Genomic DNA, 26,898 nt, shown 5'->3' with positions numbered 1-26,898 from the left:
AATACTATAAAGAGCATACTATAATAGTCCTACCTGCCATTGCCCCGATAAGTAGCAGGGGTTAAGTTTCCCTATTCCGACACCACACTACCTAGCCTATGTCTTTCGTTGGTTTGCACATGCACAGTGACTACAGCCTGCTAGACGGAGCTAGTCAGTTGCCCAATTTGGTAGATCGAGCGGTAGAATTGGGGATGCCTGCGATCGCGCTGACGGATCATGGTGTGATGTATGGAGCGATCGAACTGATCAAAGTCTGTCGCACTCGCAATGTCAAGCCAATTATTGGCAACGAAATGTATGTGATCAATGGTGACTTCACACAGCAAAAACGCTATCAGAAGTTTCACCAAGTGATCTTGGCAAAAAATACCCAGGGGTATCGAAATTTAGTCAAATTAACGACAGTATCTCACCTCGAAGGTTTTCAGGGGCGCGGAATTTTTGCGCGTCCCTGTATTAACAAAGAATATATCGAGAAATATAAAGAAGGATTGATCGTAACTAGTGGCTGCTTGGGTGGCGAAGTTCCCCAAGCAATCATGGCTGGACGACCCGACGCGGCGCGAAAAGTTGCGAAATGGTATCAGGATCGGTTTGGGGAAGATTACTACCTAGAAATCCAAGATCATGGCTTGAAAGAAGATCGGGTAGTGAATGTTGAGATTGTCAAAATCGCCCGTGAATTAAATATCAAATTGATTGCGACCAATGACTCGCACTTTGTCTCTTGTTATGATGTTGAGGCTCATGATGCGTTGTTGTGCATCCAGACTGGGCAACTGATCCGTGAAGACAAGCGGATGCGGTATAGCGGCAATGAATATCTCAAATCTGCCGAAGAAATGGCATTACTATTCCGCGATCATTTACCTGATGATGTGATTGCCGAATCGATCGCCAATACGCTCGAAGTTGCTGAGAAGATTCAACCTTATAATATTTTGGGCGAACCCAAAATTCCCGATTTTCCCATCCCAGTTGGGCATACTCCGGCTACTTTCGTGGAGGAAATTTCGCGAGAAGGACTGAAGGAACGGCTGAAGGTACAACGGTATGGAGATATCGAAACCGTGTATCAGGAACGACTCGATTATGAGCTGAAAATGATCGATCGGATGGGATTTTCGACATACTTTCTGGTTGTTTGGGATTATATCAAATTTGCACGCGATCGAGCTATCCCCGTCGGCCCAGGTAGAGGCTCCGCAGCGGGTTCTCTCGTCGCCTATGCGATGAAGATTACCAATATCGACCCCGTACATCATTGTCTGTTATTCGAGCGGTTTCTCAATCCCGAACGCAAATCGATGCCAGATATCGATACGGATTTTTGTATCGAACGGCGGGCGGAAGTGATCGATTATGTGACCGAAAAGTATGGGAAGGAGCGCGTAGCGCAGATCATCACGTTCAACCGGATGACATCTAAAGCGGTACTCAAGGATGTAGCGCGGGTGCTAAATATCCCCTACGGTGCAGCCAATGAGCTGGGTAAAATGATCCCAGTTGTGCGAGGAAAACCGACTAAATTGGCAGTAATGATCTCTGATAAAACTCCGGTACCAGAGTTCAAACAAATCTACGAAACGGGTGAATATGCCGATCCCGAAACTGGTGAAAAAATTACCGCCAGACAGTGGGTAGATATGGCAATGCGGATTGAAGGGACTAACAAAACCTTTGGCGTTCATGCAGCGGGAGTGGTAATTTCGGCGCAACCATTGGATGAGATCGTCCCATTGCAGCGCAACAATGATGGCTCGGTAATTACTCAATATTATATGGAAGATTTGGATTCGATGGGTCTGCTGAAAATGGATTTTTTAGGACTCAGGAACCTGACAATCATCCAAAATACGCTGGACTCGATCGAGCAAACGAAGGGTGATAAAATCGATCCTGATGATATTACCTTTGAGGAACGGCGTACCTACAAGATCCTCAACAAAGGAGCATTAAATAAACGTCCGCCCAATGTTGAGAAAACCTATAAACAAGTAGAGTCAGGCGACTTAGAAGGTGTCTTTCAATTGGAGTCTTCGGGGATGCTGGATGTGGTAGCGAGATTGAAGCCATCGAGTATCGAAGATCTGTCATCAATTCTCGCTTTATATCGTCCGGGACCATTAGATGCAGGATTGATTCCGATTTTCATCGATCGCAAACATGGACGCGAGAAAATTACTTACGAGCATCCAATTTTAGAATCAATTCTCGAAGAGACTTATGGTGTCATCGTCTATCAAGAGCAGATCATGAAGATCGCTCAAGATTTGGCCGGGTATACTCTCGGTGAAGCCGATATTTTGCGGCGATGTATGGGGAAGAAAAAAGCCGATGAAATGAATAAGCAGCGCGAGAAATTTCTCGATGGTTCTGCTAAAAAGGGCGTCCCTCATGCAGTGGCTGATGCTTTATTTGATAAGATGGTATTGTTCGCAGAGTATTGTTTTAATAAAAGCCATTCGACAGCCTATGCTTATGTCACCTATCAAACGGCATTTCTAAAAGCCAACTATCCTGCTGAATATATGTCGGCACTCTTGACCGCAAATAGTGGCGACCAAGACAAAATGACCAGATATCTAAACAATTGTGAGCAAACTCTAGATATCAAAGTCGAGCCGCCAGATATCAATCGATCGTATGTCAAATTTCGACCAGTTATCGATCCAGCTCGACCAAATCGATTAAATATTCTGTTTGGTTTATCTGCAATCAAAAATGTCGGTGAAGCAGCGATCGAAAATATCTTAACCGCGCGTGAAGCCGATGGAGAATTTGGATCGCTTGCCGATCTGTGTCAGCGAGTGAGTCTCCAGTCTGTCAACAAACGTACATTGGAATCCCTGATCCAATGTGGTGCTTTTGATAATATCGATCGCAATCGTCGCCAACTAATCAACGATCTGGATGTGATTATTCCCTGGTCGCAAAATCGGGCGAAAGAAAAAGCGATCGGACAAGGCAATCTCTTCGATTTATTGGGTGATTCTCAACCAGAATCCGGTGGGTTTGAAGCTACACCCAAGTCTTCCTTAGTTAGTGACTTCTCATCTCAAGAGCGACTACAATTCGAGCAAGAACTACTCGGGATCTATGTCTCAGATCATCCCCTCAAAAATGCCGAAAAGGTTGCTAAAATTCATCATCATGATTGTAAACGACTGATCGAAATAGACAAACCCTGCAAAGAAGTCAAGGTGCTAGTAATGCTCTCCGAGGTCAAAATCGTCCAGACTAAAAAAGAAAATAAGTCAATGGCGATCTTGAAACTAACTGATATTGCGGGGAGCAAACTTGAAGCCGTAGCCTTTCCAGAAGCCTATGAAAAAATCAAAGAACTAACGATCGTCAATACCCCAATCATCTTAGTCGGTAAAATTAATCGCAAAGATGAAGAGCTACAGATGATTGTTGACCAAGCGATCGCGCTGGATTACAATGCCGTCCATAAACCGATCGATCTCGACATTCAACCCCAACATCTGGTCTTAATCGAGCTACCAATTAAAGTAGCAATGGATGAGATCCAATCCCAAGAATTGAAGACGATGTTAGAAGAGTATTCGGTAGATACACAGGAGCTAAAAACACCTGTATATGCGATTGTGCGGGGCGACAGTGGCTATCGATTAGTATTGTTTGGCAAACAATTCTGGGTGCAAGATCCAACAGAGCTAGTAGATAGAATGCAGAAGCAAGGTTTTGATATCCAAGTCAAACAAATTCAACCACTAGATAGCTAATGGGTGCAGATGACGATCGATCTACAGCAATCCTAAATTAACAGCTAAGTTGATGTTAGGCGCAGTGATGCGCGCTCCTCGGCTTTACCGAGGGTTTAGCGGCTCGCGCTCCTCGGACTCTATACTTCAGTCCGCGAAGGCGGACTTTGTGACACTAGCCCCGATTTCAATCGTCGGCGGGGCTAGAGCGGAGCAAATATGCTCAACCCGAACTGACGTTAATTTAAGATCGCCATAGTACCTGAGCGGCACTCATCAATCGCTATAAATTATTATTAATAGAAAAATATTACCGACGATTGGCGATCGCTAGTTTATACTAATAATCAGGTCAACATAGCCAGATATCAATGAAACCTTACACAGCCTCCTTGGATTCGGGTTGGCGGCATGAATTTATCCAAACCAACAATATTCGCTTGCACTGTGTCACTCAAGGCGAAGGCGAACTAGTCATCCTCCTACATGGTTTTCCTGAATTTTGGTACTCTTGGCGACATCAGATTCCCGCTCTCGCCCGTCATTTCAAGGTCGTCGTTCCCGATTTGCGCGGCTATAATTATTCAGACAAACCTTCAGGTGGCTACGATCTTGATACTCTTAGTAGCGATGTGCGGGGGCTAATCGAGTCACTAGGGTACGTCAAAGCGCACATAGCCGGACATGACTGGGGGGGTGCAATTGCGTGGCATCTAGCCCAAAAATGCCCCCAAGTACTCGATCGATTGGCGATCCTCAATGCACCTCATCCGCAACGATTGTTGCAGGAAATGGGTAGCAATCTCGATCAATTACGCCGCAGTTGGTACATGTTGGCATTTCAGGTACCTGGTATACCAGAATGGTTGATCCAGCAAAATCTCAAAGACTTTATCCTCAATGTCTTTCGCGGACAAGCTGTTAGAAAAGGAGCATTCACCAGCGAGGACAATCAAATTTATCAAGAAGCTCTAGAAAAACCTGGAGTTTTAGCGGCTGCACTCAAGTATTACCAGCATCTACTTGCGCCCCAAAATTGGCTTCAGAACTGGAATACTACACCATCGATGGTGACTGTTCCGACTCTAATTCTGTGGGGTGAAGAAGACAACTTCCTCAGCAACAAGTTGACAGAAGGGATGGAACGATTGATTTCTGCACCATTTAAACTGAAGAAAATCCCTCAATGCGGGCACTGGATTCAACAAGAAGTCCCCCAAATTGTCAATCGAGAACTATTGGATTTTTTTCAATCTGACGCGATCGTTCCGGTTGTACGATAGGTACGTTCTGAAGATCGATATTTTGGTTCTAGACTTTAGATAATTAAATCGGCAATGTGTTGATGGGCAGTGCCCACCCTACAAGCTGACTTTTGCTATGAATAATTTTGCTGATTGGTCATATTGTTGGTTCGGCTGTTGGTCAGAATTTGGCATAGCATATAAAAATTGTCCCAGCATTAAAGAATTTTTAGATCCATCTTGGAGCTATAAAAATACGGATAGTTTAAAAAAATATTTAACTTCTAGTCCTGTAGTTGTCACGACATCACATTTGTCAATTCCTTGGGCAATTGGTTCTGGTGATGGTAGGTCTTCCTTGTCATACCGTTCTGATGATACTTGGCTATGGTTTGATGATATTGATTATTATTTAAGTCAGCATTATCTAAGACTACCAGATAGATTTTTACTACACATCGAAGAACATAATTATATCCCTCCAAAAGAATTGAAGAAAGATTATAAAGAATTACCATGGCCACCAGAAATATAGAGATATTGTGGCTCGACATGCTTGAATATGTGGCTCTTCATTACTCAGTGTCAAGCCAGTAGTCACTATTCTCAGCCAGTGGGATGGGCACTGCCCACAGATTATTTTGAGCTGAAGTAATAAGACTTTAAACTGTTTGATTCAACTACCTGTAGCACGATCTATGAATGTGACATTCATACTAATCGATCGATATTATATTTCTCAATAATATATAAATTGCTCAAGCATTAACTAAAGCCTGCGAAACATATTTGTTGACCAAATTAACCAGATCGGTAGGTGTAAATGGCTTAGTCATATAATCATTAGCACCGACCATCTTGGCTTTGAGCCTGTCAAATAACCCATCGCGACTACTGAGCATCAGAATGGGGACAGTTTTGAGACTGGGAGATTTGCGGAGCAATTGACAGAGTTCGTAGCCATTGATATCTGGCATACTAATATCCATCAAGATCAGCATCGGATGAGTACGAATCAACTTAGTCATGGCTTGAGCGGGCTTGAGTAAACTTATCACCTCATAACCTTGCGCTTCTAGCGTTAATTTGACACTATTTTGGACAGTTTGACTATCGTCGATACAAGCAATCAATGGACGCTCTTCATCTTGTTTCTCACCATATCCAGAAATCTGCGCGCTGCGGTTGCGGACTAGTGGTAGCAGCATGTGAGTGAGTTGTTGGACATCAACACTTAGTTGATTGGCAGTACTATAAAGACAAAGATTTTGAGTGAGCGCGGCTTGATAAGACTCGATCGCTTTGGTACTTTGAAGCTGTTGCCATAGTAATTTGTATAAGCTATCAATATTGGACAGATATACTCTGACTAATGGTGAAGCAATATGCGGTCTAATTTTCTGCCATTGCCAAATCAACTGTTTGACTGGATTGATAATCTGTTGCACTGAAGCTGACAAAATTAAGACATCTAAGTGAGCATCGAGATTGAACTCCATCTCGGCATGACCCATTGCCATAATATGTACAAAAGCTTCTTGGGTACTGGTAAATGCCAGTTGCCGAACTTGTTGCAGCGATAACTTACCAGATTGCCATTGATGACAGATAAATTGGTAATCAGACTGTCCGACCGGAAATTCACTGATATTAAAATCAGGATGATGATGTCTAGTCAAATACATCAACCGCTCTCTTTGCCCCTGTGTACTAGTTGCAAAATGCAGCTTACCATTACCAAAGTAAGCTTCCCAAGTGAGCGCACTATCGAGCGGGTCTTTGATGATTAATTGCCCTGATAGCTCTTGATGGATAATGTCTTTTAATGCTTCAACAATTCTAGTCATCACTGGTATGGATATATTTTAACTAATCTTGTCGCTACAGCACAGTTCGACCTTATCGCTGGTGAATTACAGATGTTGTCATCGTCGAGCGGCGGTGAGGATGAATCTGGCGATCGATCTATCCTCTAATAACGAACATTGGAGCCAGTAGAGCCGCTGGCGATCGCATCGCCAAGATGAGCCAACTCATTTAGATCTTGAAACTATCTCCTGTACTTAATATGCCCAATCCAAATGTAATCTCAACATCGATCGCGATCCTCTTTCACAGCAGCTTTGCTAACGGATTCTCAACTGCCCCGACTCTCAATCTCGATCGAGAGGAAATGCCTGCATCCGATAGTGCCAGGACTAAAGTCGCGGCTACTGTTGCAAAGTCCGCCTAAAGCTGTACTAATAGACTAGTCCGCGTAGGCGGACTTTGCATCACGAGGAGCGGTTTCCAACCGCTTGGGTTAGTTAGCGATGGAAACATGTTGACGATCGCGACAGTCATCAACATCACCTCTCAATTGTGAAAACCTACCTCGAATGACCAAAATGACCAAAGTGCGATCGCTGTTGCTCACACGCCCTCAGAGCGGTGTTTCAGAGCATCTCAATAGTATGAGCAAAAACCGCTCCCACCACTGGCAATCGAGAACCAGATCGGCACTATCGCTGTTGTTGACAGCCAGCTTGGTGCTGACGATGGGGATAGCTCCGAGCCTTGCCCAAGAACGCAAGCCAGCCCGCACCATCACAGCGAGTGGGAGAGGGATCGTCACCATCCCCACTACCATCAGCCAAATTCGACTCGCGATCGAAGTCTCAGCCAAAACGCCCACTGCTGCCCAACAAGCCACCGCTACCCGCTCGACACGAGTTATTGATTATCTCAAAACGCAGCGGGTAGACAAGCTCCAAACCACGGGGATCAATCTCAATCCGACTTATACCTATCCACCGAACGCTACCCCCCAACTCACGGGATATACCGCCAACAACAGTATCAGTTTTCGGGTGATAACCGATCGAGCGGGTGCGATCCTCGATGCTGCTGTCAAAAATGGTGCGACACGGATCGAGGGAGTGAGTTTTATTGCTAGTGATGAGGCAATTGCGATCGCTCAAACCCAAGCTCTCAAACAAGCGACTCAAGATGCCCAACGCCAAGCCGATGCAGTACTTGAGAGTCTCAATCTCAAGCGCAGAGAAGTCATCGGCATCCAAATCAATAGTAACTCCACCCCTCCGCCAATACCGATCGCTCAAGAGATGTTGCGATCGAAGGTAGCAGCGGCGGCAACTACTCCAGTCATCGGCGGCGAACAACAAGTGGAAGCAGCAGTGACGTTGGATATTGGGTATTAAACAGTTGACAGTTGACAGTTGAGATCGCAGTTGTCAGACTGGGAGGATGGGCATTGCTACTAGGAGAGTAAACCGCCCAACCTACCATCTAGATTGCAGACCTTAGTTAATAAATACGCTAATTTTGGACTTGCAACTCTCCCACCAAATTGGCGAGTTTTTCCTCACTAACGTGATATATTTCCCCACAAAAATCACAGACAGCCTCAGCACCCTTATCTGTAGCGATCATATCCTCAAGTTCATCCTTCCCCAGTAGCTTGAGTGCGCCCAACATCCGTTGCTCGGTGCAAGGACAGTCAAATTTTAGTTCTCGTTCCTCCGGAAAAATCGTCAAGCCCAGATCTCCCAACAGTTCCTCAAAAATATCTGGCAGATCCATCCCTGCCTTCAATAGCGGTGTAAACCCTTGTAAGCCACTCACGCGGGTTTCGAGTAGCGTTACCAATGACTCATCCCGTGCGGCTTTTGGCAAAACTTGGATCAAGATCCCGCCCGCCGATTGTACGCTGTGGCTGTTCATCGACACGCCCAAAACCAGAGCCGAGGGAGTTTGCTCGGAGCTAAATAAATAATTGGCAACATCATCGCCGATTTCGCCAGACACCAACTCGACAGTACTTGAATAGGGACGACCGTAACCCAAATCGCGAAAGACATAGACAAAGCCTGCTTGACCGATCGCGCCACCGACATCCAGTTTACCATCAGCAGTGAGTGGGACTTCGACATGGGGATGATTGACGTAGCCTCTGACAGTGCCATCGACCCCAGCATCGACCATTAGCCCGCCGATGGGGCCATTTCCCTTGATGCGGAGATTGACGCGTGCAAACTTGGTTTTCATCCCCGATGAGAGCAATAATCCGGCAGCCATCCCCCGTCCGAGCGCATCTGTAGATACCGCAGAGAGTCGATGCCGCACTCTGGCTGTCTCGGTGAGGTTGGTAGTAATGACCCCGACGGCGCGAATACCGCCACCTGCTGCTGTTGCTCGAATCAATCGATCGCTCATAACTATCTTTAAATATTCCTTTACCTCTTATTTTAGATGTTGCCCTCCGCAGATTCCAGTTTTGAGGAGTGCGGATTAGAGCACCCTCACGTCCTGATTACAGGAAGCCAGATATCGCATCGAGTCAGTATAGCAACCGCCACAGTGCTGAGGACATGACAACGACTGGAAGTCGTCGCTCATGGCGCAAAGTCTGCCTCCGCAGACTAAAAGGCAGAGTGTCTTCAATACGGTTCGGTTAGCTAGCGACTGAAGTCGCTGCTAGTGATGCAAAGTCCGCCTACGCGGACTAATATACGATCGATGATTTATTAACCGAACCGTATTGAGAGTGTCTTAACTGTCTTGGCTATTGCTATAGTAGCCGTCGAGCGATAATTAATGATTGCTTGAGATCGGTAACTGGCGGCTGAATTCGGGGCGGGTAGTGGTTGTGTTTCTTTAGGCTTGCCCGATCGATCGCGAACCGCTCTAATTTGGTGGCGGACTATTTCGGAAAAGTTTGGCACAATTCACCAACATCGACGCTACTTGGCAATCGCCAAACTGGCGGCTAATAATTGCTCGATCGAGTCGAGTAGTTCTACTTGTCCCCAATTTTGGTATAAGCTAGCGGCGATCGCCAGTCCCCCCGCACCGACGCCTTCTTTGACAAAACCCTGCTCGTAGACTTGCAATTGGGGATATTTGGAACTAGCAAAACTCAATTTGGTAGAAATTAACGGGATCTGGGGGAGCGATCGCGCCAGGGCAATAGTATCACCCGAGCGATCGGTGGCTACCCAATTAGTCGTCCCGACGACGATCTGAGCCGTGTCGATCTCCAGACCCAGATCGACCCCGATCGCGTCAATCAGAGCGGCTACAGCCAACATTTGCGTCCCCCCAGCCAGCAATACACCACAGGTGCGACTGGCAGCGATCGCCATCCCAGCTACGACGATTTGCATCGGATCGCCGATGGCTGCGACTATTGCTAGGGGCGAGAGTGGTAATTTGAGCTGTGCCAATCCGCGCCCGACAATTGCTGCTTTTTGCTGATGATTGCAGACGGGGTGACTACTATTGACTTTACCAAGTGCGTCGATGCCCAAGCCAGTGAGGAGACTCAGGGCGGTAGTAGTCCCCCCCACCACACATTCCCCAATGACGAGATAGCTCTGCGCACCCACCACAGCAGCTAATTTCTCCCCCCAGCTCAAGCCTTGTTGATAGAGTCTTGCGACTGTCGCCACTGGTAAAGCCGCACCTGTCGTCAGACAAGCTGCTGGTATCCCACCGAGATCTAGATGGGGGACAGTTGGCGAGATGGGTAAGCCTGCATTGAAGATATATAGCGGGAGAGCTAACGCAGCGACAATTGCCCGCGCGATATAGACAGGTGATGCTCCAGCAATCAGTGGTGGTAAGGGGTAATCGGGCTGGAGTCGCACGCCATTGGCCAAAAATTCGGCATCAGCGATCGCCGTATACCGCCGATCTGCTGGGGTTTTGCCCGCAGCAGAGATCCCTGGAATCAGACAAGTCTCGGTAAATCCCAACACGCACGCAAATACTGGCAATTTGCCGCGATACCGCTCCAACCACTGTTGTGCGGCGATCGGTTGGGTATGGATCTGAATCATTGGTTGCTGAGGATCGATGAGCCGAACGCACACATAGTATATAGATATTGTAATAGATCCTCAAAAAAATCCCCTCTTGGGAGGGGTGCCCGTAGGGCAGCACATTTATAGTGCGGGTGGGTTTGCCATCCTCGCTCCCTACAAATCAGCCGGTAACTAGTGTCACTATGGAGGGGATTTCTGAGTGAGTGACTGTGCCGATCTCGTCATTTTGGGGAACTATTAAATTGCTACTTCAATACCAGCTTGAGTAATAGATCTGATGCACCCGAATAGCGGCAATACCTGCGACAAATCCCGAACGATTTTGATTGTCGAAGACTCACCAATCTACCGAGAATTGCTGCAAAACTATTTATACCAAGACGATCGCTACAATTACACGATCTTGGAGACAGAAACAGGTGCCCAGGGATTGCAGCAATACCAAATCGCGCAACCCGATGCGATTTTACTTGATTATTTGTTGCCAGATATGAATGGACTGGAATTTTTGCAAGCCTTGCAGCAGCAGATTGACAAGCCAGATCTGCCAGTAGTGTTGCTGACAGGCTATGAGGGCGAACAGCTAGCAACTCGCGCGATCGAGTTTGGTGCTCAGCAATATCTCAACAAGTCACAATTGACAACTGAAAATCTGCGACTATCGCTACATCATGCCATCAAACAAGGGGATCTCCTCCGTCAAGTAGCCGCACTCCAAGCCCAAAACGATCGACATCTGGCAGTCCTCGCTCGCCAAGAAGAACAGTTGCGACTAGCATTGGCATCGGCACGGATGGGGATGTGGGACTGGAATCTGCGATCGGGAGAGATCGAATGGAATCAAGAGCAAGAACAGTTATTTGGCTTGCTCCCTGGCAGTTTTGACGGTACTGCTGGTACATTTACTGGGTACATTCATCCAGACGATCGCCCGCTGGTACTAAGATTTGTGGAGAACACGATCGCCGAGGGGGCGATCTTGTGCCATCAATTTCGGATCGTCTGGGCAGATGGGTGCATCCACTGGATCGAAACCCGAGGAGAGGTACACTTTGATGAGGCTGGGGAACCGATGCGGATGATTGGCACCGCCATCAATATCGACGATCGCCATCAAGCCCAGCAGTTACTTCAAAACCAGTTAGAGCAGCAACGGCTGGTAATGGATATGACAATCCGCATTCGGCGATCGCTCGATTTATCAGAAATCTTACAGACTACTGTCGATGAGGTGCGACAGTTCCTGCAAACCGATCGAGTGATTGTCTATGAGTTTGCGCCAGATTGGAGCGGTACGGCGATCGTCGAGTCTGTCGGTGCAGACTGGAAAGCGATCCTCAACACGACGATCTATGTCACTTGCATCGAATTGTATCTGGAAGACTTCCAGCGGGGAGTGGGGACAGCCAACGCGGATATCTACAACGCAGGTATCGATGAGTGGTACATACAGCTATTGGAAAGTTTGCAAATCAGAGCCAATTTGCTGGTACCAATCTTCAAGGGCGATACCTTGTGGGGGCTACTCACCGCCCACCACTGCTCGGCTCCACGTCCGTGGCAAACTGCCGAGATCGAGCTATTGGAGCAGATCGCCAGTCAAGTCAGTATCGCGATCCACCAAGCAGATCTGTTGACTCAAGCCCAGAGCGAACTGACGCACCGCAACCACGCCGAAATGACCCTGCAACTGCTCAATGCCGAGTTGGCACAACGTCAAGCGGTAGAACAACTCAAAGACGAATTTATCGGCATCGTCAGTCATGAATTGCGAACACCACTCACCTCGATGCAGGGAGCGTTGGGACTTGTGGCGATGGGTGTGATGGATGACGATCCAGCCCAAATGAAGCAGATGATCGAAATTGCCGCCATCGAAACCGAACGGCTAGTGCGGATGGTCAATGATATCCTCGATCTGGAAAAATTGGCGTCAAATAGTCATGTATTAGCACCAGAATGGTGTGATGCCAACACGATCATCCAGCAAGCGATCGCCAGTACGATCGGTAGTGCTGACGCGGCTCATGTGCAACTAGAGCTAGATTGTCCGCCGCTCCAGATCTGGGTAGCACCCGATCGGATCGTCCAGATCTTCACCAATCTCCTCAGCAATGCCATCAAATTTTCGCATCCAGGCGGTGTGGTGTCGATCGCTGTCAGTACCGCCACCGCCAGCCCAGAGCCAATCTCGTCTGGCTTGACGCGCTCTGACTTAGCGAGATCGCCTGTGACGATGAGAGGGCAGCAGATCCACTTTACCGTCCAAGATCGCGGGCGCGGCATCCCGCCAGCCAAACTAGAAACCATTTTCGATCGCTTTCAACAGGTAGATAGTTCCGATGCTCGCGACAAAGGTGGGACTGGATTGGGACTCGCAATTTGTAAATCGATCGTCCTCCAATATCAAGGTCAGATCTGGGTAGAAAGTGTGTGGGGACACGGTAGTACGTTTTTTGTGATTTTACCCCAGCCAATGAATGAAAACTGATCGAACTCGGGCACTTTATAGAAATAAGCTTTGCCACTAACTATTCGATCGGCACAGCCACGGCTTAATAACTATGAGTATTGATAGTCACAACAAGATCGGGTTCAAAGACGCGATCGCCGAGTTTAATAAAATCAAAAATGATGCTTTCAGTGGCAACCTGATCGTGCAGGTTGCAGATTATCCAAGCTGGATGTTTTGCTTTTCATCTGGACGGTTGGCAGGAATTAGTGGTGGGATTGATGGGATCGATCGGTGGAAGCGAAATTTGGCTCTCGCTTCGCTCAATATGCCGCTCGATCGGTTGGTCAAATCTACTAATACTCAAGAGATATTTTTAAATTCCAATCAACTAGCTCAAGAATGCGCGATCCAGGAAGTTTTATTTGATATCATTCAACTCAGTCAACATCAGGGCGATCGATTGTCCTATCACCTGATTCCAGTTGTAAACAATACTCACTTAAAGTCAGTTTTACCACTGCTCGAAGTTCAACCAATGCTCACGCGCACGATTCAAGCTTGGCAAGAGTGGGAGCGGCACGAGCTAGCTAGTTATCCACCAAGTTTATTTCCGATCGTCCAAAAATCAGGTCAGATTGCTAACTTTGATGACGATCGAGACTTGAAATATTTAATTTCATCAATTGATGGTAGCAAATCTCTCCGCACTTTAGCCATTCACCATCGCAAACAATTAATCGATGTAGTAGAATCTTTGCTACCTTTACTCACGCTAGGCATCATTACCCTATCACCACTGCGGCAACCGCGAACAGCACAAGGCAGTTTTGATGAAGTCAAGATTTTTCCAGAACTAGCTCCAACGGCTGTTTCGCCACAACTACGCCAACCTCAAAATTTATCACCCAATCGTTATTTAACATCGGTCGAGCCAACTTCGATATTGGAGCAAAGAGTCACGTCTAAATCGATTCCCCTAATTGCTTGTGTTGACGACAGTATCGCCGTTTACAAACATCTCGAAAAAATTATCACAGCACATGGCTATCGATCGTTTGGAGTACAAGATCCACTCAAGATTATCCCCAGTTTGATTAGAAATAAGCCCGATCTGATTTTGCTCGATTTGGTGATGCCAATTACGAATGGTTATGAAGTTTGCGAACAAATTCGCAAAACACCTTCGTTGGCAACGATCCCAATTATCATTTTAACTGGTAGTGATGGTTTGATCGATCGAGTCCGTACCAAATTTGTCGGAGCTAATGGATTTTTGGGAAAACCAATCCAACCATCAGCAATCCTCAAGACAATTGATAAATACCTGAGTAAGAAACAGGTTATTAAAAAAACTAAAATTAATTATGGTGAGAACTTCGAGCAGATTTTCATCCCTACCAAGTCAATAATCAACGAACCATTGGATTTATTTAATAGTATTGATAAACAAATTCTGATTGTCGATGACGATCGCAACATCCGCGAAGTCGTCTCCATGTGTCTCCATAAACTCAAGGGGTGGGATATCCTGACAGCGGCATCCGGACAAGAAGGACTAAATGGGATCGAGCAAAATCAACCACAGGCGATCGTTCTAGATATGATGATGCCAGAAATGGATGGAATCACATTTTTACGACAGCTACGATCGCGGCGTTATTCCCAACATATTCCCGTCGTGCTGCTCACGGCTAGTCGCCATTTGCCAGAACGCGATCTGCTCACAGAACTAGGCGTAGTCGAAATTGTCGCTAAGCCATTTCTACCGATCGATCTAGTTCGCCAAATCGATCGCGCCTTGGAAACCAACTTATATCTATTAAACTAATAGTGAGTACCCGATTTGCGATGATGGACTGCGGTGACTCCGCTTGAATTGAATACTTTGCCAGTATCGATCGTGGCATAAATCAACCAATGATCGCCACATTCCATTCGACTTTGGACGTTGCATTCTAGATAGGCTAAGCTATCAGTAAGAATCGGACAACCATTAGTTGCTGCCTCCATATTCACACCGACAAATCGATCTTCACCTGGCGCAAATGGCTTGAGAAATTGCTTCATCAAGGGGATATGTTTGCCCTGTTCGAGGATATTGAGGACGAATTTACCATCCTTGTGCATCAACGATTCGATCGCGCGTTCTTTGGCAACTGCGACAGTCAAACCAGGCGGATTAAATGTGGCTTGAGATACCCAAGAAGCCAACATCGCACCAGATAGATCGCCCTGCTGAGTAGTGACGATCGTCATCGAGCCAACAATTCGCCCGACAGCTTGCTCGACGCGATCGGTTGTCGCGTCGCCAATTTTGGCTTTGGGAATACTGGCTTTTTTGGCTTTCTTCACAGCTTGCGCAAAGTCTGTACCTGTCTCTTCGCACTCTTTGAGCGTCATCTCCGTGGGTTTGAACTTCACCCGAATCGGCTCAAATCCGAGCTTGTAGCCAGCATCTTTGAGCTTTGTTTCTAAAAGATCGATCGCCTCTCCACTCCAGCCAAATGAGCCAAATACCCCAGCTAATTTAGTCTTCTGGGCAGATGATAAGATGACCCCTAAAGCTGTTTGGATCGGGGTTGGTGCGTGTCCGCCGAGCGTCGGCGAACCGATAATAAACCCCGTACATCTTTCTAAAGCTGCCTTAATTTCCGCTGGTTCGACAAATTCACAATTGATTGATTCTACACCCACACCAGCCTTAGTAATTCCCGAGGCGATCGCTTGAGCAACCGTCGCCGTATTGCCATAAGCCGAAGCATAAATCAGCGCAACTGAGAGTGATTGACTACTTTGGGTTTTGCTCCACTGTTGATAGAGATTAGTTAGCTCCATCAAACCATATTTCACCAACGGCCCATGTCCGGTAGCATAGAGACTAATCGGATACTCAGCGATTTTATCTAAAGTAGACCCAATTTGTTTAGCGGCTGGAGCCATCAAACAATCGAAATAATAACGCCGATCTTCCGAGTAAGATTCCCATCCTTCATCAAATACTTGGTCGCCACAAACATGACAACCGAAGAGTTTATCACTGTAGAGAACTTGAGTTTTGGAGTCGTAAGTTAATAAGCGATCGGGCCAACGGGGAGTAGGTGCGAGGATAAATCTGAGGACGTGTCCCTTGCCTAGATCGATCGATTCACCACCCTTAATCGCGATGATGTCGAGATCGTCACGTCCGAGGATCGTTAGTAATGCGATCGCCGCAGGATTGGAGCAGACGAAAGTAATTTGTGGGGCTAGTTCAAGTAATTTTTTGAGGGTTTCGCCGCGATTGGGATTGATGTGTCCGAGGATGACGTATTCGATTAATTTGACATCAAATCGGTTGTTCAATCCGGTGATAAATGCGTCAGTAAAGGAGGAGCCAGGGGGGTCGATCAGAGCTTTGGTGTCGCCTGTGATGATGAAGGAGTTGGCGGTGGTACCGCGTGCGAGTCCGTACTCGATCTCAAATTTGAGTCGATCCCAGGTGCGGGAGCGGAGGACGGTGGTGTCGGGGGCGATGGGGTAGGGTTGGAGGTCGCGGGGGGGCATATTGGTGCTTGGTTGGGGTGGTTTTTTTAACGCAGAGGGCGCGGAGATAGGGGAGAACGCAGAGAGGGAGCTAGTGGAGGGGGGTTTTAGAGGTTGTTGGCGATTCTTTTGATGCCTTGGGTGAGTTGGGGGACGTTGAAGTTGATGAGTAAGCCGAGTTTGCACTTGGCGAGACGGAGATAGGTAAGTAGTTGTTTATTGTGAAGGGATTGTAGAGATTCAACGGTTTTGAGTTCGATGATAATTCGCTCTTCTACTAGTAAATCAATGCGATAACTACATTTGAGATGGACTTCTTTATAAACCAGAGGTAATGGTTTTTGCTGTTCGACTTGTAATCCAGCCTGGACTAACTCATAAAATAGACAAGCTTGATAAGCCGACTCCAATAATCCTGGACCTAACTCTCGATGAATATCGATCGCACAACCAATTATCTTCCCCGAAATCTCATTCTCATCCATAATCCCCTCCATATTTCACCCCACTAACCCCCTCTCTGCGTACTCCCCTATCTCTGCGCCCTCTGCGTCAATAATGATTCCCCACCCGTCGATGATGCACCGCCGTCAGCCCCTCTACCTTCGCCACCCGTCCGGTATCCACCGTCGCGTACACCACATGATGATCGCCGCAAGCCAGCCGACTCACCACCTCACACTCGATATACGCCAACGCATCCTGCAAAATCGGGCTACCATTTTCCGCCGCCTGAGTGTTGACGCCCTCAAACCGATCCGCTCCAGGTGCAAATCGTTTGAGGAAATGCCGCATCAGGGTCTGATAGTTTCCCTCTTCGAGCATATTCAACACGAATTTATCACCAACCTGCATCAATGAATCGATCGCTCGATCGTTGGATACGGCGATTGTCAAGCCTAATGGCTCAAAGCTAGCTTGAGTAACCCATGAGGCTAACATCGCACTACTAGAATCACCTTTTTTGGCGGTGATGATATATAGTCCGCCGCTGATCCGTCCCAGGGCTTTATCGAGGTCGGAATCGAGGGATTTCATCTGTTTGATGGCTTTATCCTTGGTCAGCAGTTGACCCAAGTCGGTGCCAGCTTCTTCGCACTGTTGATAAATCGCTTCGGTGGGGGTTTCTTTGATGCGGATGGCGGGGAAAGCGATACTCACACCGATTTCGCGTAATTTGCTCACCAAGGGGTCTACAGGCTCATCATCGCCGCCGTAGGATTCAAATAACCCGATCGTTTGTTTGTTTTTGGCGGCTACGAGAATAGTCCCGATCGCAGCTTGAGCAAGTTCGGCGATTTTACCCTGTCCGGGGGGCATCCCGATCGCAATCCCCGCACTCCGTCCGACGAGTTCTTGCACTTCTTGGGGGTCGGCGGATTTGAGATCCATCATCTCGACGGCGACACCTGTTTTGGCGATCCCGCGCGCGAGGGCTTGGGAGAGTCGATCGCTATAACCATAGTCGGAGACGTAGAAGACGGCTACGCTGGTTTCGGCTTTGGCTTTGAGTTGCGACCAGTCTTGATACCGTTGGACGAGTTCGCCGACGTTGTGACGCAAGAGGGGGCCATGTCCGGTGGCAATTGTCCCGACGGTGGGGAGTTCGCCCATCCGTTTGAGTGCAGATAATACCGATCGCGCATTGGGTGCCATCAAGCATTCATAATAAAACCGATAGTCTGGTTCGATTTTGCTCAAATCTTCGTCGAATACGGCATCGGAGCAATAGTGCATCCCAAAGGCATCGCAAGTATACAAGATCTGGGTACCGCGATCGAAGCTAAAGATCGTATCGGGCCAGTGTAAGTTGGGCGCAATTACAAATTCGATCTCATGTCCTGCTCCCAAGTCGAGGACATCACCATTTTTAATGATGAGTTTGGTAAAGGGTTGATGGACGAAGTTTTCGAGGAATTGGATTGCGACTTTGCTACCCACGACGGTGACATGGGGTGCTAGAGCCAATACATCTCGAACTAAGCCACTGTGATCTGGCTCGGTATGACTGATAATCAAGTAGTCAAGCTGACTGAGATCGACCTGTCCCTGGAGAGTTTTCAGATACAACTGACGAAATTTCTCGTGGGAGGTATCTACTAAGGCAAGTTTGTCACCCCGAATGATAAACGAGTTGTAAGTAGTGCCATTTTGTAGCCCAAATTCAATATCAAACCGATCGCGTTCCCAATCCAACGATCGAATCGCGGTCGTAGCCTCAGCAATATCTTCAACCTGGATCGTCAACCGCTTTTGAATCTTGTCAGTTAGTAATACCATGACGATCTACCTCTACCTATTCAACTCACAATGGTGTTTGTTACTATTGTGACACGATCTTTTTGGAGTGTTCGATCGAAAAAACTATCGAGCGATTAATCTACACTAATCAATAGGCAGATCGTTACAACTTTAACCTTCAAGTGGCTTATGATATATCACTGGCAATTAGGCACGGGCGCGCAGATCTCCGCAGACAATGAAGGGGCACAAACCGTGGTGACGCTCGTCCAAGCCAGCGCGGGACAGCAACAACGCACCAGCAATAGTTTTACGACTGGGATCTGGATCGCACCTCCCCACATGACGCTGACACCAACAGGCGGCATCCTCAAAATTATTACTCCCAGTGGGGAGTCGCTCATCGAAATTCAGGGTAATAGTATCTCCTTGCAAACCAGTCACAGCGGCACGAGTCAATCTACTAGTTCTAGTTCCAGCTCTACATTCACCGCCGATACCCAATCGATGCCACCGATGCAGCCGATGCAAATGGGCAATATGCAAATGAATATGCAGCCAATGACGATGCGGATGGGCGATCGAGAATTAACAATGGGCGCAACCAGTCAGCAACGTTTTTGTAGTGAGTGTGGTACTCCGGTCAAGCCCACCGATAAATTTTGCGCTAGTTGCGGGCACAAGTTGGGCTAGGTTAATAGTTGACAGTTGACAGTTGACAGTTGACAGTTGACAGTTGACAGTTGACAGTTGACAGTTGACAGTTGACAGTTGACAGTTGACAGTTGACAGTTGACAGTTGACAGTTGACAGTTGACAGTTGACAGTTGATGGCGACCCTGCCCCCGTCTGATGAGGTCGCCTCAGCACCACAAGCTTGCAGCTAGATCGCGCTCACTCGATGATATGGGGCGCGATCTAGATCCTATAAATTGGCGAATGTGAGATCGATTGTCCGGTACTAGCTGCAATTGCTGTCAAGAGTTGCCAGCCGGATCGGCAGCATTGACTAGTTGAGGCTGCTCCTGGAGGGGGGGACGGGCGATCGTCTGAGCGGCTGTCGGTCGCTGTGGCGGTGGTGCGATCCCGTCAATGGATACAAAGCCACCACTCTCGATCGAGTCATTGAGAGCCTGAATAATTTTGATGTCGATTAATCCTTCATGTCCCGATGGTTGTGGCTCTTTGTCTTGCAAAACACAGTCCGAAAAGTAACAAAACACCGCTGCTAGCTGATCGTGTGGTTCAAAGCTCCGCTGCTGCGGCGGTTCGCCATCGATCGATAGGATGTGGTCGATCTGCGCCTGCACCGCATAAGCTGGCTGGACATGCAGGTTACCAGCGGTACCCATAATTTGATAGGTCGAAATCTTAGCAGCCCCAAAACTACAGGTAAATGTCGCCAACCGATCGCCTGGGAAGTGAAGGATCGCACTCGTCATCTCGGCTACTTCCCGAAAGCGTTCCTCACCGTTGCTAGCACTAGTCGCAAATACCGCAGTCGGCTCGGATTGGAACAGATAACGGGCGGCATTGATACAATAAATCCCAATATCTTCGAGCGTGCCGCCACCTGTTTCTACCCTCATCCGGCTATTTGCTCCTTCGGTTTGCTGGGCAAAGATGGAGTGAAAGAATCGAGGGGTACCGATTTGACCCGATTTGACGATTTCTACTGCCTGCATGTTGGCAGCGTCAAAATGCAGCCGATAGGCAATCATCAGCTTGACATGATGCTCCTGTGCTGCGGCGATCATCTGTTCGCACTCGGTGACGGTGACTGCCATTGGCTTTTCGCAGAGGATGTGAACTCCCGCTGCGGCAGCTTTGAGGGTGTACTCGCAGTGGAGATGGTTGGGCAAGGCAATATACACCACATCGATGGTACCGCTACTCAACAACTCATCATAGCGATCGTAAGTGTAGGTCTGAGCATCTGCAATCCCATACTTTTTGGCAACTTCAGCGCGCTTAGTCGGATCGTCCGAAACTAGTGCTACTACTTCGGAGTTGTCGGTATTGACAAAAGCAGGCAAAGCGGATGCTTGAGCAAACCAGCCCAAGCCTACCACTGCATAACGAATTCTCTGCTGGGTATCAACGGGATTGCGATCTTGAGTTGCCATTGTCTACTTACTCCATGTTTGATGATGTGCCGATCTCTGTCCTATTCACAATGCTGTCTTGTTTTACTCAATCTGGAGGGAACCTCCGTGGCTCGCAAACCGCGATCGCCTATTAACTACTACCAACAATCTTCAGTTGAAAGGGATGTTGCTAGCCAGACTGATGAGGCTGCGAACGGGTGCGTCGATCGACTTGCGCGCTTGCTCAGTCGGCAGGAGCGTCCAGCCAGCAGCAATCAGTTTTTGGCAAGTTGCCCAACCTTTGGAGCCATTGGGAATGGGGTAGTCGGCACTGCATAGATGGGGAAATGCCGTATGCGGTTTCCAGGGGTGATAAGGTTCCAATCGCAGATGTAGAGCTAGTTTGCCATTAGATCCAAACTTGGGTATCCAGCATAGTTGTCCAGCCATTTTCCAGTCCTCATAGTTTTAATCGGCGATCTGCCAAGCTGCTGCGGAGCCGATGTGAGCGATCGAGTAGCGCAATCTGTCGAGCAAACTTAATACTACTGATATTTCTCAAAGTTATTTCAAAAAAAATTAAACTAACTCTGTCAGAGGTAAGAGTTAGTAACAGCCCGATCGAAATCGATCGCATCTACTTCATTGCAGCGAGTCAAATCTTTTCCTACTGCGAGTTTCTAACTAGTGGTGAGGATCGATCCGATCGCGCTCACAGTGGTGTCGATCTTCAAAATCTATCTCTTTAGATAGACATCCTTGCTCGCTCGAACTCAGGGGATCGCTGATACTACATCGATCGATAGATCGCATCTCTTACCTTTGACATCGGCACGAAACAACCCAACATTAGCAACTCGCGCTCAGCCCTAGTTTACTCCTGCCGATCGCGCAATGATTCGGGCTTATGTGCTGCTTCCTTACCCGTTTTATCACTTTTTACCAGATATTGTGGATCGTCTGGAGACGCATCAACATGATGCTTTTTAATATCGATCGGCTCAGTCAATTTTTGGTTGACAGTACCGTCGATCGTCCCTTGCGAACTTTCCCACTCCACCTTATCCCCTGCCTTGAAACTATCTGATTGATTTGACATTTGCTACCTCGTCAATTTTTAGTCAACTATTTTCTCGTAGTCTAACGACGATCTTTTCACCAAACATCTATCTTTTGAAATATTTATAAATCGGAGTTACTTAGTATTCACAGCCGCTAATAGTACTGAAGCGATCGCCCCCAGATCCAACCGCAGCTCGTGTCCATTTGCTATCTTGCTCGTACAAAAAAAACTGAGTGGGAATATTCTTCCCACTCAGTTTGAGCGATTAAATTAAGTGTGAAAAATTGAAAGTGAACTAGCCACTATCGAATTACTTTGCCGATGCCATTGATTCCTCTTGGAGCTTACTTTTCACCGTCTTGAACTCAGTAGCCATTTGTTCTTGTTGCTCGTCGCTACAGTTGTTGCGGATTGCTGCAAACATCGTGTTTTCTTCTTGACGAACGTGATCCATTATCGCATTCTTCAGACGTTCGATTTTGGCTTTGAAGTCACCATCGCTAGCATTGGAAGACTTGAGCTCTTCTAACATCGCTTTGAGTTCAGCTTGGTCGTCGTAGAGTTCTTGAGTATCTTCGTAGAAAGAGCGCACTGCTGGATAAACAACCTGTTCTTCTGCTTCAGAATGTGCGGTTAAATCTTTGTAGATTTGACCGAAGTATTCTTGAATTTTTTGAGGATCGTTGGTTTGCTCAATTTGCATAATGAGCATATTGACTTTGTTGTGATCCGCACGGATCACATCTTGGACGTTCATGTCGGACTTGTCGCTAGTGTGAGTGACAGCACTGCCGACAATCCCCGAAAATGCGGCGATGGAGTCTTGTACTCGTGCCCAGAGACCTTGCTCTGCTTCTTGTCCGGTGAGTTCGCGGACACCCAATACTTCAAGTACGCCTTTGAGCTGTTCTTGGTGAGCGCGATTTTCAAAGTTGATGGTATTTAATGGTGCAATCGCTGTTAGGATATCAGCACCAACTACTTGACCAGCTTTGTGTACTAGCACCCCAGCCATGAATTGTTGGTGTTTGAGTAATTCATGTTGAGCTGCTTTTTCATACAAAGACAGCTCAGAGCCTTGCATTAATTCTTCAACTTTCTCCACCATCATGGTAACGGTTTCTTTTGGTTCGCTCATGACACCATACTGCACGATTACGGTGTCTAGAATCCCAAGGTTTTTGCGATCGTCATCTAACATCTTGCTAAACCGATCGCGAATTTCTTGGTCGTCACAAGCAGAGATGAGCTTTTCCTCGTTAGAAATCACCAAGTTTTGAATTTCTTTCATTCCGGCTAGCTTGCAAGCGATCGCCGTACGTTTTGCATCATCAAGATCGATCGACATTTGATTTGTACTCCTAACTAAAATAAAGATTCAATACTTGTTATTGAACTATCTTTTTCTAAGATAAAAGATTTGCCAAATTAACTCATCTCTCTAATGACATAGTGCAAATATCTATCTTTGGAAGGACTAGCCCGTCAGCAGCTAAAATCGCCTCAAAATATTGAAACTGGATGATAATTTAGCACCTCATGTCCAGATGCTAAACCATCGATCGCTCGGTTTCAATGTAGTTAGTCAGCCAACGACTTACCAAAGGTTGTCAATCCTTTACCAACTTTTTGGATTGCTCCTTTGAAGCCGCGTCCGGCGGTGGCAGCAGCGGCTGTAGTCTTTTCGCCAAGTTGAATGAGCTGCTCACTTAGATCGGCACCTTTGGTCTTGCTGCCCTTCAATAGTTGCTTGAGTTCTTTGAGTTCGGTAGCGATTTCCTTGAGGCTCTGGTCATCAGATTTGTGTAGCAGATTGTACCAGCGATCGATCTCACCGACTGAAGCTTTCGCATCGATTTGGTTGGGTGATTGCTTGAGAGTATCGACAAGAGCCTCAAGATCTTCGAGCTGCTCGGTATCTTCGGCTTTGGACAGAGAGCGACCGATTTTGGTGAGCTGCTTTCCTAAGTTTTGGAGCGTCGTCTTGAGGGCTTTATCGGAGTCAGCCGCGATGTCAGTGGTTTGTTCGCCGAGATGGCGGATGAGTTCGCCAAGTTCGTGTCCGCTGGGTTCTTTACGCTTCAACAACTTTTGCAAATCTTTTAAGCCGCTGGCGATTTCTTTGGCTGCTGGTTGTTTGGATTGCTTCAGTAAACTCTGGAATCGATCGATCGTTTCGAGGGCATCATCAGGATTGAGTGCGCTCACATCGCCTTGTAATGATTGCAAGAGTGACTCTAGCTGTTGAGTCGATTCGTCTTCTGGCGATGTTGAGGATGTTTGGGCTTTTTTAGTCTCTTTGGCTCTGTCTGCTAATTCCTGCTGTGCAGCTCCATTCTCAATCGAGTCTGGCTGGGTTGATTCGCGCTTGTCCTGTATTTGTCTTTCGCTTGCCATGATGGGAGACCGCCTACTGGTAAATGACTACCAAACAGCCTACAAATGTTCGATCTCATTTTCCTCATCCGAATGAGGGAGGGGATACTCTGCCGTTTGAGAGATCTGGTTGAGAGTTTTGAACCAACGAGCGATTTGGTCTGAGAAAAGATTAAGATCGATATTTGGCACCGATGGGCTAGCTTGTCTGTTGTGGTTGGTCTAGGCTCCAGATCGATCCGTCAATCTAGATGATTGGCGGCTCTACGCGGTTGCTGATTTAGCTACTATTCTCTATGCTCTATTCTGATATGTATCTATCACAGCTTTGGAAGTTCTCGCGCCCCCATACAATTATTGGCACTACTCTGAGTGTATTCGCATTGGCGACGATCGCGATCGCGACTACTCATCATCCGATTACTTGGCTGAGTGTCGGTCAACTGCTGATAACTTGGATTGCTTGTTTATTGGGGAATGTGTATATTGTTGGCTTGAATCAACTGTATGATGTCGAGATCGATCGCGTCAATAAACCCGATCTACCATTAGCTAGTGGCAAATTATCGATCGCTCAGGGACAATGGATCGTTGGGGTAAGTGGTGTGCTGGCGATTGCCATTGCCAGCTTGGCGGGCAAATGGTTGTTTGCGACAGTTGCGCTGAGTCTAGCGATCGGTACGGCTTATTCTTTACCACCGATTAGATTCAAACAATACTCATTACTTGCAGCTATTTGTATTTTGACAGTTAGGGGTTGCATTGTCAACATTGGACTCTATTTACATTTCAATCGCCTATTTACAGGTATGGATAGTTTACCACCGAGTATCTGGGTGTTGACGCTATTTATCTTAGTATTTACAATTGCCATTGCTTTATTCAAAGATGTCCCAGATCTCGAAGGCGATCGCCAGTATCAGATCGAAACATTTACAATTGTCTTGGGTAAATTAACTGTTTTTAATCTGACACGCTGGGCAATTACGATCGCTTATCTTGGGACGATCGGGGCTGGAATCTTGCTATCATCAACCATCAATACTTGGTTTGTAGCTATTTCACACACGGGATTACTCGCGCTCCTTTGGTGGCGTAGTCGAGATATCGATCTAGACCAAAAAGGCTCGATCGCCGATTTTTATCAGTTTATCTGGAAGCTATTTTTCTGGGAATACTTGATTTTCCCAATTGCCTGTTTTAGGCTTTAGGCTTTAGGCTTTAGGCTTTAGGCTGCGAATTTGAAATCTTCAGTGTGATTCCATCCGTAATTATTAATTATGCAAGTACCTCATAGTGGATATCATTGGAATGGTGTCGATCCGGCTTTTTTTGAGGGGTGGTATTTTCGGGTGACATTACCCAAACTACGAGAATCTTTTGCTTTTATGTATTCGATCGAAGACCCTTTAGGTCAAAGCGATCGTGCTGGTGGTGCGGCGCAAATGTTGGGGATTGACGAGCAACATATATTGTGTACTTTTGCAGATCCGGCTCGATTTTGGGCGACAAAAGATCGTCTGGCTTTAGGACACTGGGGAGAGACAAGTCTAACTACCAAACCCCAATTATTGTCAGTTGCCCAATTCGATCGGCAGATGATTCAGGGCTATCAAGTTACCGCTACTCTTCATCAGGGAGCCTTACCAAACCAAGACTGTCGCTGGTGCTATCATACCGTCCCGATCTATGGCTGGGGACAGCCTCAGCAGCCTCAACAAGCGACGGCAGGTTTACTGTCTTACTTGAGTATCTTCGAGCCAGGATGGCAGATTCTGATGGCACATGGCTTGGCTACAGGTTGGATCGAGTGGCAGGGCAAACGTTATGATTTTACCAATGCACCAGCTTATAGTGAAAAAAATTGGGGTCGCTCTTTTCCCCAGAAGTGGTTTTGGGTGAATTGCAATAGTTTTGATGAGACTGTTGGATTGGCGGTTACCGCAGGCGGTGGGCGACGTCAGGTATTGTGGGCGACGGAGGAAGTCGGGATGGTTGGCATTCATTATCGCGACAGGTTTTATGAATTCGTACCGTGGAATTCGCAGATGACTTGGCAGATCCAACCGTGGGGAGAATGGCAGATTCAAGCTAGTAATGACGATTTTCAGGTGGAATTAATCGGTACGACGCCACTACCTGGAACGATGGTAAATACACCGACAGAACAGGGATTGGTGATGTGTTGTCGCGATACGCTTAAAGGGTTATTATCGATCGATCTGCGGAATCGTCAGGGCAAGCAAATCATCAAGACTAGTAGTATAAATGCTGGATTGGAAGTCGGCGGCAATGGCTGGGATCGGGCTTGGGTGAAGTGATTCTCACAGACGCGATCGATCCTGCTATTGACA

The 26,898-nt window shown here is 47.1% G+C and carries 21 protein-coding genes; 10 read left to right on the top strand and 11 right to left on the bottom strand.

What is annotated here, in order from left to right; genetic code table 11:
• Positions 1 to 98: 98 nt before the first annotated feature.
• From dnaE to ACEW9I_RS01435, 3 genes are all read left to right on the top strand, one after another.
• A complete protein-coding gene (gene dnaE, locus ACEW9I_RS01445) occupies positions 99 to 3,752 on the top strand; it encodes a DNA polymerase III subunit alpha (protein WP_373538599.1) in 3,654 nt (1,217 codons plus the stop codon).
• A gap of 350 nt (positions 3,753 to 4,102) precedes the next feature.
• Entirely contained in the window at positions 4,103 to 5,014 is a 912-nt protein-coding gene (locus ACEW9I_RS01440; RefSeq protein ID WP_373538598.1) for an alpha/beta fold hydrolase, read from the top strand.
• Positions 5,015 to 5,111: 97 nt separating this feature from the next.
• Positions 5,112 to 5,510 (top strand): hypothetical protein, encoded by a 399-nt coding sequence (locus ACEW9I_RS01435; protein ID WP_373538597.1) that lies wholly within the window; start codon positions 5,112 to 5,114, stop codon positions 5,508 to 5,510.
• A 223-nt stretch (positions 5,511 to 5,733) separates the two neighbouring features.
• Here ACEW9I_RS01435 and ACEW9I_RS01430 read toward each other — a convergent pair whose 3' ends face one another.
• Positions 5,734 to 6,822, bottom strand: coding sequence for a response regulator (locus ACEW9I_RS01430; protein WP_373538596.1), 1,089 nt, complete (start codon positions 6,820 to 6,822; stop codon positions 5,734 to 5,736).
• A 197-nt stretch (positions 6,823 to 7,019) separates the two neighbouring features.
• Here ACEW9I_RS01430 and ACEW9I_RS01425 point away from each other — a divergent pair, with 197 nt between their 5' ends.
• Both ACEW9I_RS01425 and ACEW9I_RS01420 read left to right on the top strand, forming a co-directional pair.
• Complete coding sequence (locus ACEW9I_RS01425) at positions 7,020 to 7,208, top strand: hypothetical protein (protein WP_373538595.1); 189 nt, start codon at positions 7,020 to 7,022, stop codon at positions 7,206 to 7,208.
• 145 nt (positions 7,209 to 7,353) lie between these two features.
• A complete protein-coding gene (locus ACEW9I_RS01420; RefSeq protein WP_373538594.1) occupies positions 7,354 to 8,175 on the top strand; it encodes an SIMPL domain-containing protein in 822 nt (273 codons plus the stop codon).
• Between the two features lie 118 nt (positions 8,176 to 8,293).
• On the opposite strand, the gene hslO is transcribed toward ACEW9I_RS01420, so the two are convergent.
• Both hslO and cobT read right to left on the bottom strand, forming a co-directional pair.
• Positions 8,294 to 9,190 carry an Hsp33 family molecular chaperone HslO gene (gene hslO, locus ACEW9I_RS01415; RefSeq protein WP_373538593.1) on the bottom strand — a complete coding sequence of 299 codons (897 nt, stop codon included), beginning with the start codon at positions 9,188 to 9,190 and terminating at the stop codon, positions 8,294 to 8,296.
• Positions 9,191 to 9,717: 527 nt separating this feature from the next.
• Positions 9,718 to 10,815 carry a nicotinate mononucleotide-dependent phosphoribosyltransferase CobT gene (gene cobT, locus ACEW9I_RS01410; protein ID WP_373538592.1) on the bottom strand — a complete coding sequence of 366 codons (1,098 nt, stop codon included), beginning with the start codon at positions 10,813 to 10,815 and terminating at the stop codon, positions 9,718 to 9,720.
• 262 nt (positions 10,816 to 11,077) lie between these two features.
• On the opposite strand from cobT, the gene ACEW9I_RS01405 reads away from it, so the two are divergent.
• Entirely contained in the window at positions 11,078 to 13,291 is a 2,214-nt protein-coding gene (locus tag ACEW9I_RS01405) for an ATP-binding protein (protein WP_373538591.1), read from the top strand.
• A gap of 73 nt (positions 13,292 to 13,364) precedes the next feature.
• Positions 13,365 to 15,083, top strand: coding sequence for a response regulator (locus ACEW9I_RS01400; RefSeq protein WP_373538590.1), 1,719 nt, complete (start codon positions 13,365 to 13,367; stop codon positions 15,081 to 15,083).
• Here ACEW9I_RS01400 and ACEW9I_RS01395 read toward each other — a convergent pair.
• The 3 genes from ACEW9I_RS01395 to ACEW9I_RS01385 form a co-directional block, all read right to left on the bottom strand.
• Positions 15,080 to 16,798: a diflavin flavoprotein gene (locus ACEW9I_RS01395; protein ID WP_373538589.1), complete on the bottom strand. Its 1,719-nt coding sequence runs from the start codon at positions 16,796 to 16,798 to the stop codon at positions 15,080 to 15,082. The two genes, ACEW9I_RS01400 and ACEW9I_RS01395, sit on opposite strands and share 4 nt — an antisense overlap.
• Positions 16,799 to 16,884: 86 nt before the next feature.
• Positions 16,885 to 17,262 (bottom strand): GxxExxY protein, encoded by a 378-nt coding sequence (locus tag ACEW9I_RS01390; RefSeq protein ID WP_373538588.1) that lies wholly within the window; start codon positions 17,260 to 17,262, stop codon positions 16,885 to 16,887.
• A 67-nt stretch (positions 17,263 to 17,329) separates the two neighbouring features.
• Entirely contained in the window at positions 17,330 to 19,057 is a 1,728-nt protein-coding gene (locus ACEW9I_RS01385) for a diflavin flavoprotein (protein ID WP_373538587.1), read from the bottom strand.
• A gap of 150 nt (positions 19,058 to 19,207) precedes the next feature.
• Here ACEW9I_RS01385 and ACEW9I_RS01380 point away from each other — a divergent pair, with 150 nt between their 5' ends.
• Positions 19,208 to 19,711, top strand: a complete 504-nt coding sequence (locus ACEW9I_RS01380; protein ID WP_373538586.1) for a zinc ribbon domain-containing protein — start codon at positions 19,208 to 19,210, stop codon at positions 19,709 to 19,711.
• A 284-nt stretch (positions 19,712 to 19,995) separates the two neighbouring features.
• Here the strand turns inward: ACEW9I_RS01380 and ACEW9I_RS01375 are convergent, their stop codons facing one another.
• The 5 genes from ACEW9I_RS01375 to ACEW9I_RS01355 form a co-directional block, all read right to left on the bottom strand.
• Positions 19,996 to 21,144 (bottom strand): Gfo/Idh/MocA family protein, encoded by a 1,149-nt coding sequence (locus ACEW9I_RS01375; RefSeq protein ID WP_373538585.1) that lies wholly within the window; start codon positions 21,142 to 21,144, stop codon positions 19,996 to 19,998.
• Positions 21,145 to 21,276: 132 nt separating this feature from the next.
• Positions 21,277 to 21,555: a hypothetical protein gene (locus ACEW9I_RS01370; RefSeq protein WP_373538584.1), complete on the bottom strand. Its 279-nt coding sequence runs from the start codon at positions 21,553 to 21,555 to the stop codon at positions 21,277 to 21,279.
• Positions 21,556 to 21,979: 424 nt separating this feature from the next.
• Positions 21,980 to 22,204: a DUF2945 domain-containing protein gene (locus ACEW9I_RS01365; RefSeq protein ID WP_373538583.1), complete on the bottom strand. Its 225-nt coding sequence runs from the start codon at positions 22,202 to 22,204 to the stop codon at positions 21,980 to 21,982.
• A 274-nt stretch (positions 22,205 to 22,478) separates the two neighbouring features.
• Complete coding sequence (locus ACEW9I_RS01360) at positions 22,479 to 23,516, bottom strand: hemerythrin domain-containing protein (protein WP_373538582.1); 1,038 nt, start codon at positions 23,514 to 23,516, stop codon at positions 22,479 to 22,481.
• A 233-nt stretch (positions 23,517 to 23,749) separates the two neighbouring features.
• Positions 23,750 to 24,565: a hypothetical protein gene (locus ACEW9I_RS01355; protein ID WP_373538581.1), complete on the bottom strand. Its 816-nt coding sequence runs from the start codon at positions 24,563 to 24,565 to the stop codon at positions 23,750 to 23,752.
• Positions 24,566 to 24,840: 275 nt separating this feature from the next.
• Between ACEW9I_RS01355 and ACEW9I_RS01350 the strand changes: the two genes are divergently transcribed.
• Together ACEW9I_RS01350 and ACEW9I_RS01345 are read left to right on the top strand one after the other, a co-directional pair.
• Positions 24,841 to 25,755 carry a homogentisate phytyltransferase gene (locus tag ACEW9I_RS01350; protein WP_373538580.1) on the top strand — a complete coding sequence of 305 codons (915 nt, stop codon included), beginning with the start codon at positions 24,841 to 24,843 and terminating at the stop codon, positions 25,753 to 25,755.
• 69 nt (positions 25,756 to 25,824) lie between these two features.
• On the top strand, positions 25,825 to 26,865 hold the full coding sequence (locus ACEW9I_RS01345) for a tocopherol cyclase family protein (protein WP_373538579.1): 1,041 nt from the start codon (positions 25,825 to 25,827) through the stop codon (positions 26,863 to 26,865).
• The last annotated feature ends 33 nt before the right edge of the window (positions 26,866 to 26,898 follow it).

It is taken from the genome of Chamaesiphon sp. (assembly GCF_041738855.1).
In the GTDB taxonomy this organism is placed as follows: Bacteria; Cyanobacteriota; Cyanobacteriia; order Cyanobacteriales; family Chamaesiphonaceae; genus Chamaesiphon.
This window is presented reverse-complemented; position numbering and strand designations above follow the sequence as displayed.

What these genes read in the sequence shown, in the direction of transcription:
- dnaE (WP_373538599.1), top strand. Translation starts at nt 99, where the DNA reads ATGTCTTTCGTTGGTTTGCACATGCACAGTGACTACAGCCTGCTAGAC.
- ACEW9I_RS01440 (WP_373538598.1), top strand. Translation starts at nt 4,103, where the DNA reads ATGAAACCTTACACAGCCTCCTTGGATTCGGGTTGGCGGCATGAATTT.
- ACEW9I_RS01435 (WP_373538597.1), top strand. Translation starts at nt 5,112, where the DNA reads ATGAATAATTTTGCTGATTGGTCATATTGTTGGTTCGGCTGTTGGTCA.
- ACEW9I_RS01430 (WP_373538596.1), bottom strand. Translation starts at nt 6,822, where the DNA reads ATGACTAGAATTGTTGAAGCATTAAAAGACATTATCCATCAAGAGCTA.
- ACEW9I_RS01420 (WP_373538594.1), top strand. Translation starts at nt 7,354, where the DNA reads ATGACCAAAATGACCAAAGTGCGATCGCTGTTGCTCACACGCCCTCAG.
- hslO (WP_373538593.1), bottom strand. Translation starts at nt 9,190, where the DNA reads ATGAGCGATCGATTGATTCGAGCAACAGCAGCAGGTGGCGGTATTCGC.
- cobT (WP_373538592.1), bottom strand. Translation starts at nt 10,815, where the DNA reads ATGATTCAGATCCATACCCAACCGATCGCCGCACAACAGTGGTTGGAG.
- ACEW9I_RS01405 (WP_373538591.1), top strand. Translation starts at nt 11,078, where the DNA reads ATGCACCCGAATAGCGGCAATACCTGCGACAAATCCCGAACGATTTTG.
- ACEW9I_RS01400 (WP_373538590.1), top strand. Translation starts at nt 13,365, where the DNA reads ATGAGTATTGATAGTCACAACAAGATCGGGTTCAAAGACGCGATCGCC.
- ACEW9I_RS01395 (WP_373538589.1), bottom strand. Translation starts at nt 16,798, where the DNA reads ATGCCCCCCCGCGACCTCCAACCCTACCCCATCGCCCCCGACACCACC.
- ACEW9I_RS01390 (WP_373538588.1), bottom strand. Translation starts at nt 17,262, where the DNA reads ATGGATGAGAATGAGATTTCGGGGAAGATAATTGGTTGTGCGATCGAT.
- ACEW9I_RS01385 (WP_373538587.1), bottom strand. Translation starts at nt 19,057, where the DNA reads ATGGTATTACTAACTGACAAGATTCAAAAGCGGTTGACGATCCAGGTT.
- ACEW9I_RS01380 (WP_373538586.1), top strand. Translation starts at nt 19,208, where the DNA reads ATGATATATCACTGGCAATTAGGCACGGGCGCGCAGATCTCCGCAGAC.
- ACEW9I_RS01375 (WP_373538585.1), bottom strand. Translation starts at nt 21,144, where the DNA reads ATGGCAACTCAAGATCGCAATCCCGTTGATACCCAGCAGAGAATTCGT.
- ACEW9I_RS01370 (WP_373538584.1), bottom strand. Translation starts at nt 21,555, where the DNA reads ATGGCTGGACAACTATGCTGGATACCCAAGTTTGGATCTAATGGCAAA.
- ACEW9I_RS01365 (WP_373538583.1), bottom strand. Translation starts at nt 22,204, where the DNA reads ATGTCAAATCAATCAGATAGTTTCAAGGCAGGGGATAAGGTGGAGTGG.
- ACEW9I_RS01360 (WP_373538582.1), bottom strand. Translation starts at nt 23,516, where the DNA reads ATGTCGATCGATCTTGATGATGCAAAACGTACGGCGATCGCTTGCAAG.
- ACEW9I_RS01355 (WP_373538581.1), bottom strand. Translation starts at nt 24,565, where the DNA reads ATGGCAAGCGAAAGACAAATACAGGACAAGCGCGAATCAACCCAGCCA.
- ACEW9I_RS01350 (WP_373538580.1), top strand. Translation starts at nt 24,841, where the DNA reads ATGCTCTATTCTGATATGTATCTATCACAGCTTTGGAAGTTCTCGCGC.
- ACEW9I_RS01345 (WP_373538579.1), top strand. Translation starts at nt 25,825, where the DNA reads ATGCAAGTACCTCATAGTGGATATCATTGGAATGGTGTCGATCCGGCT.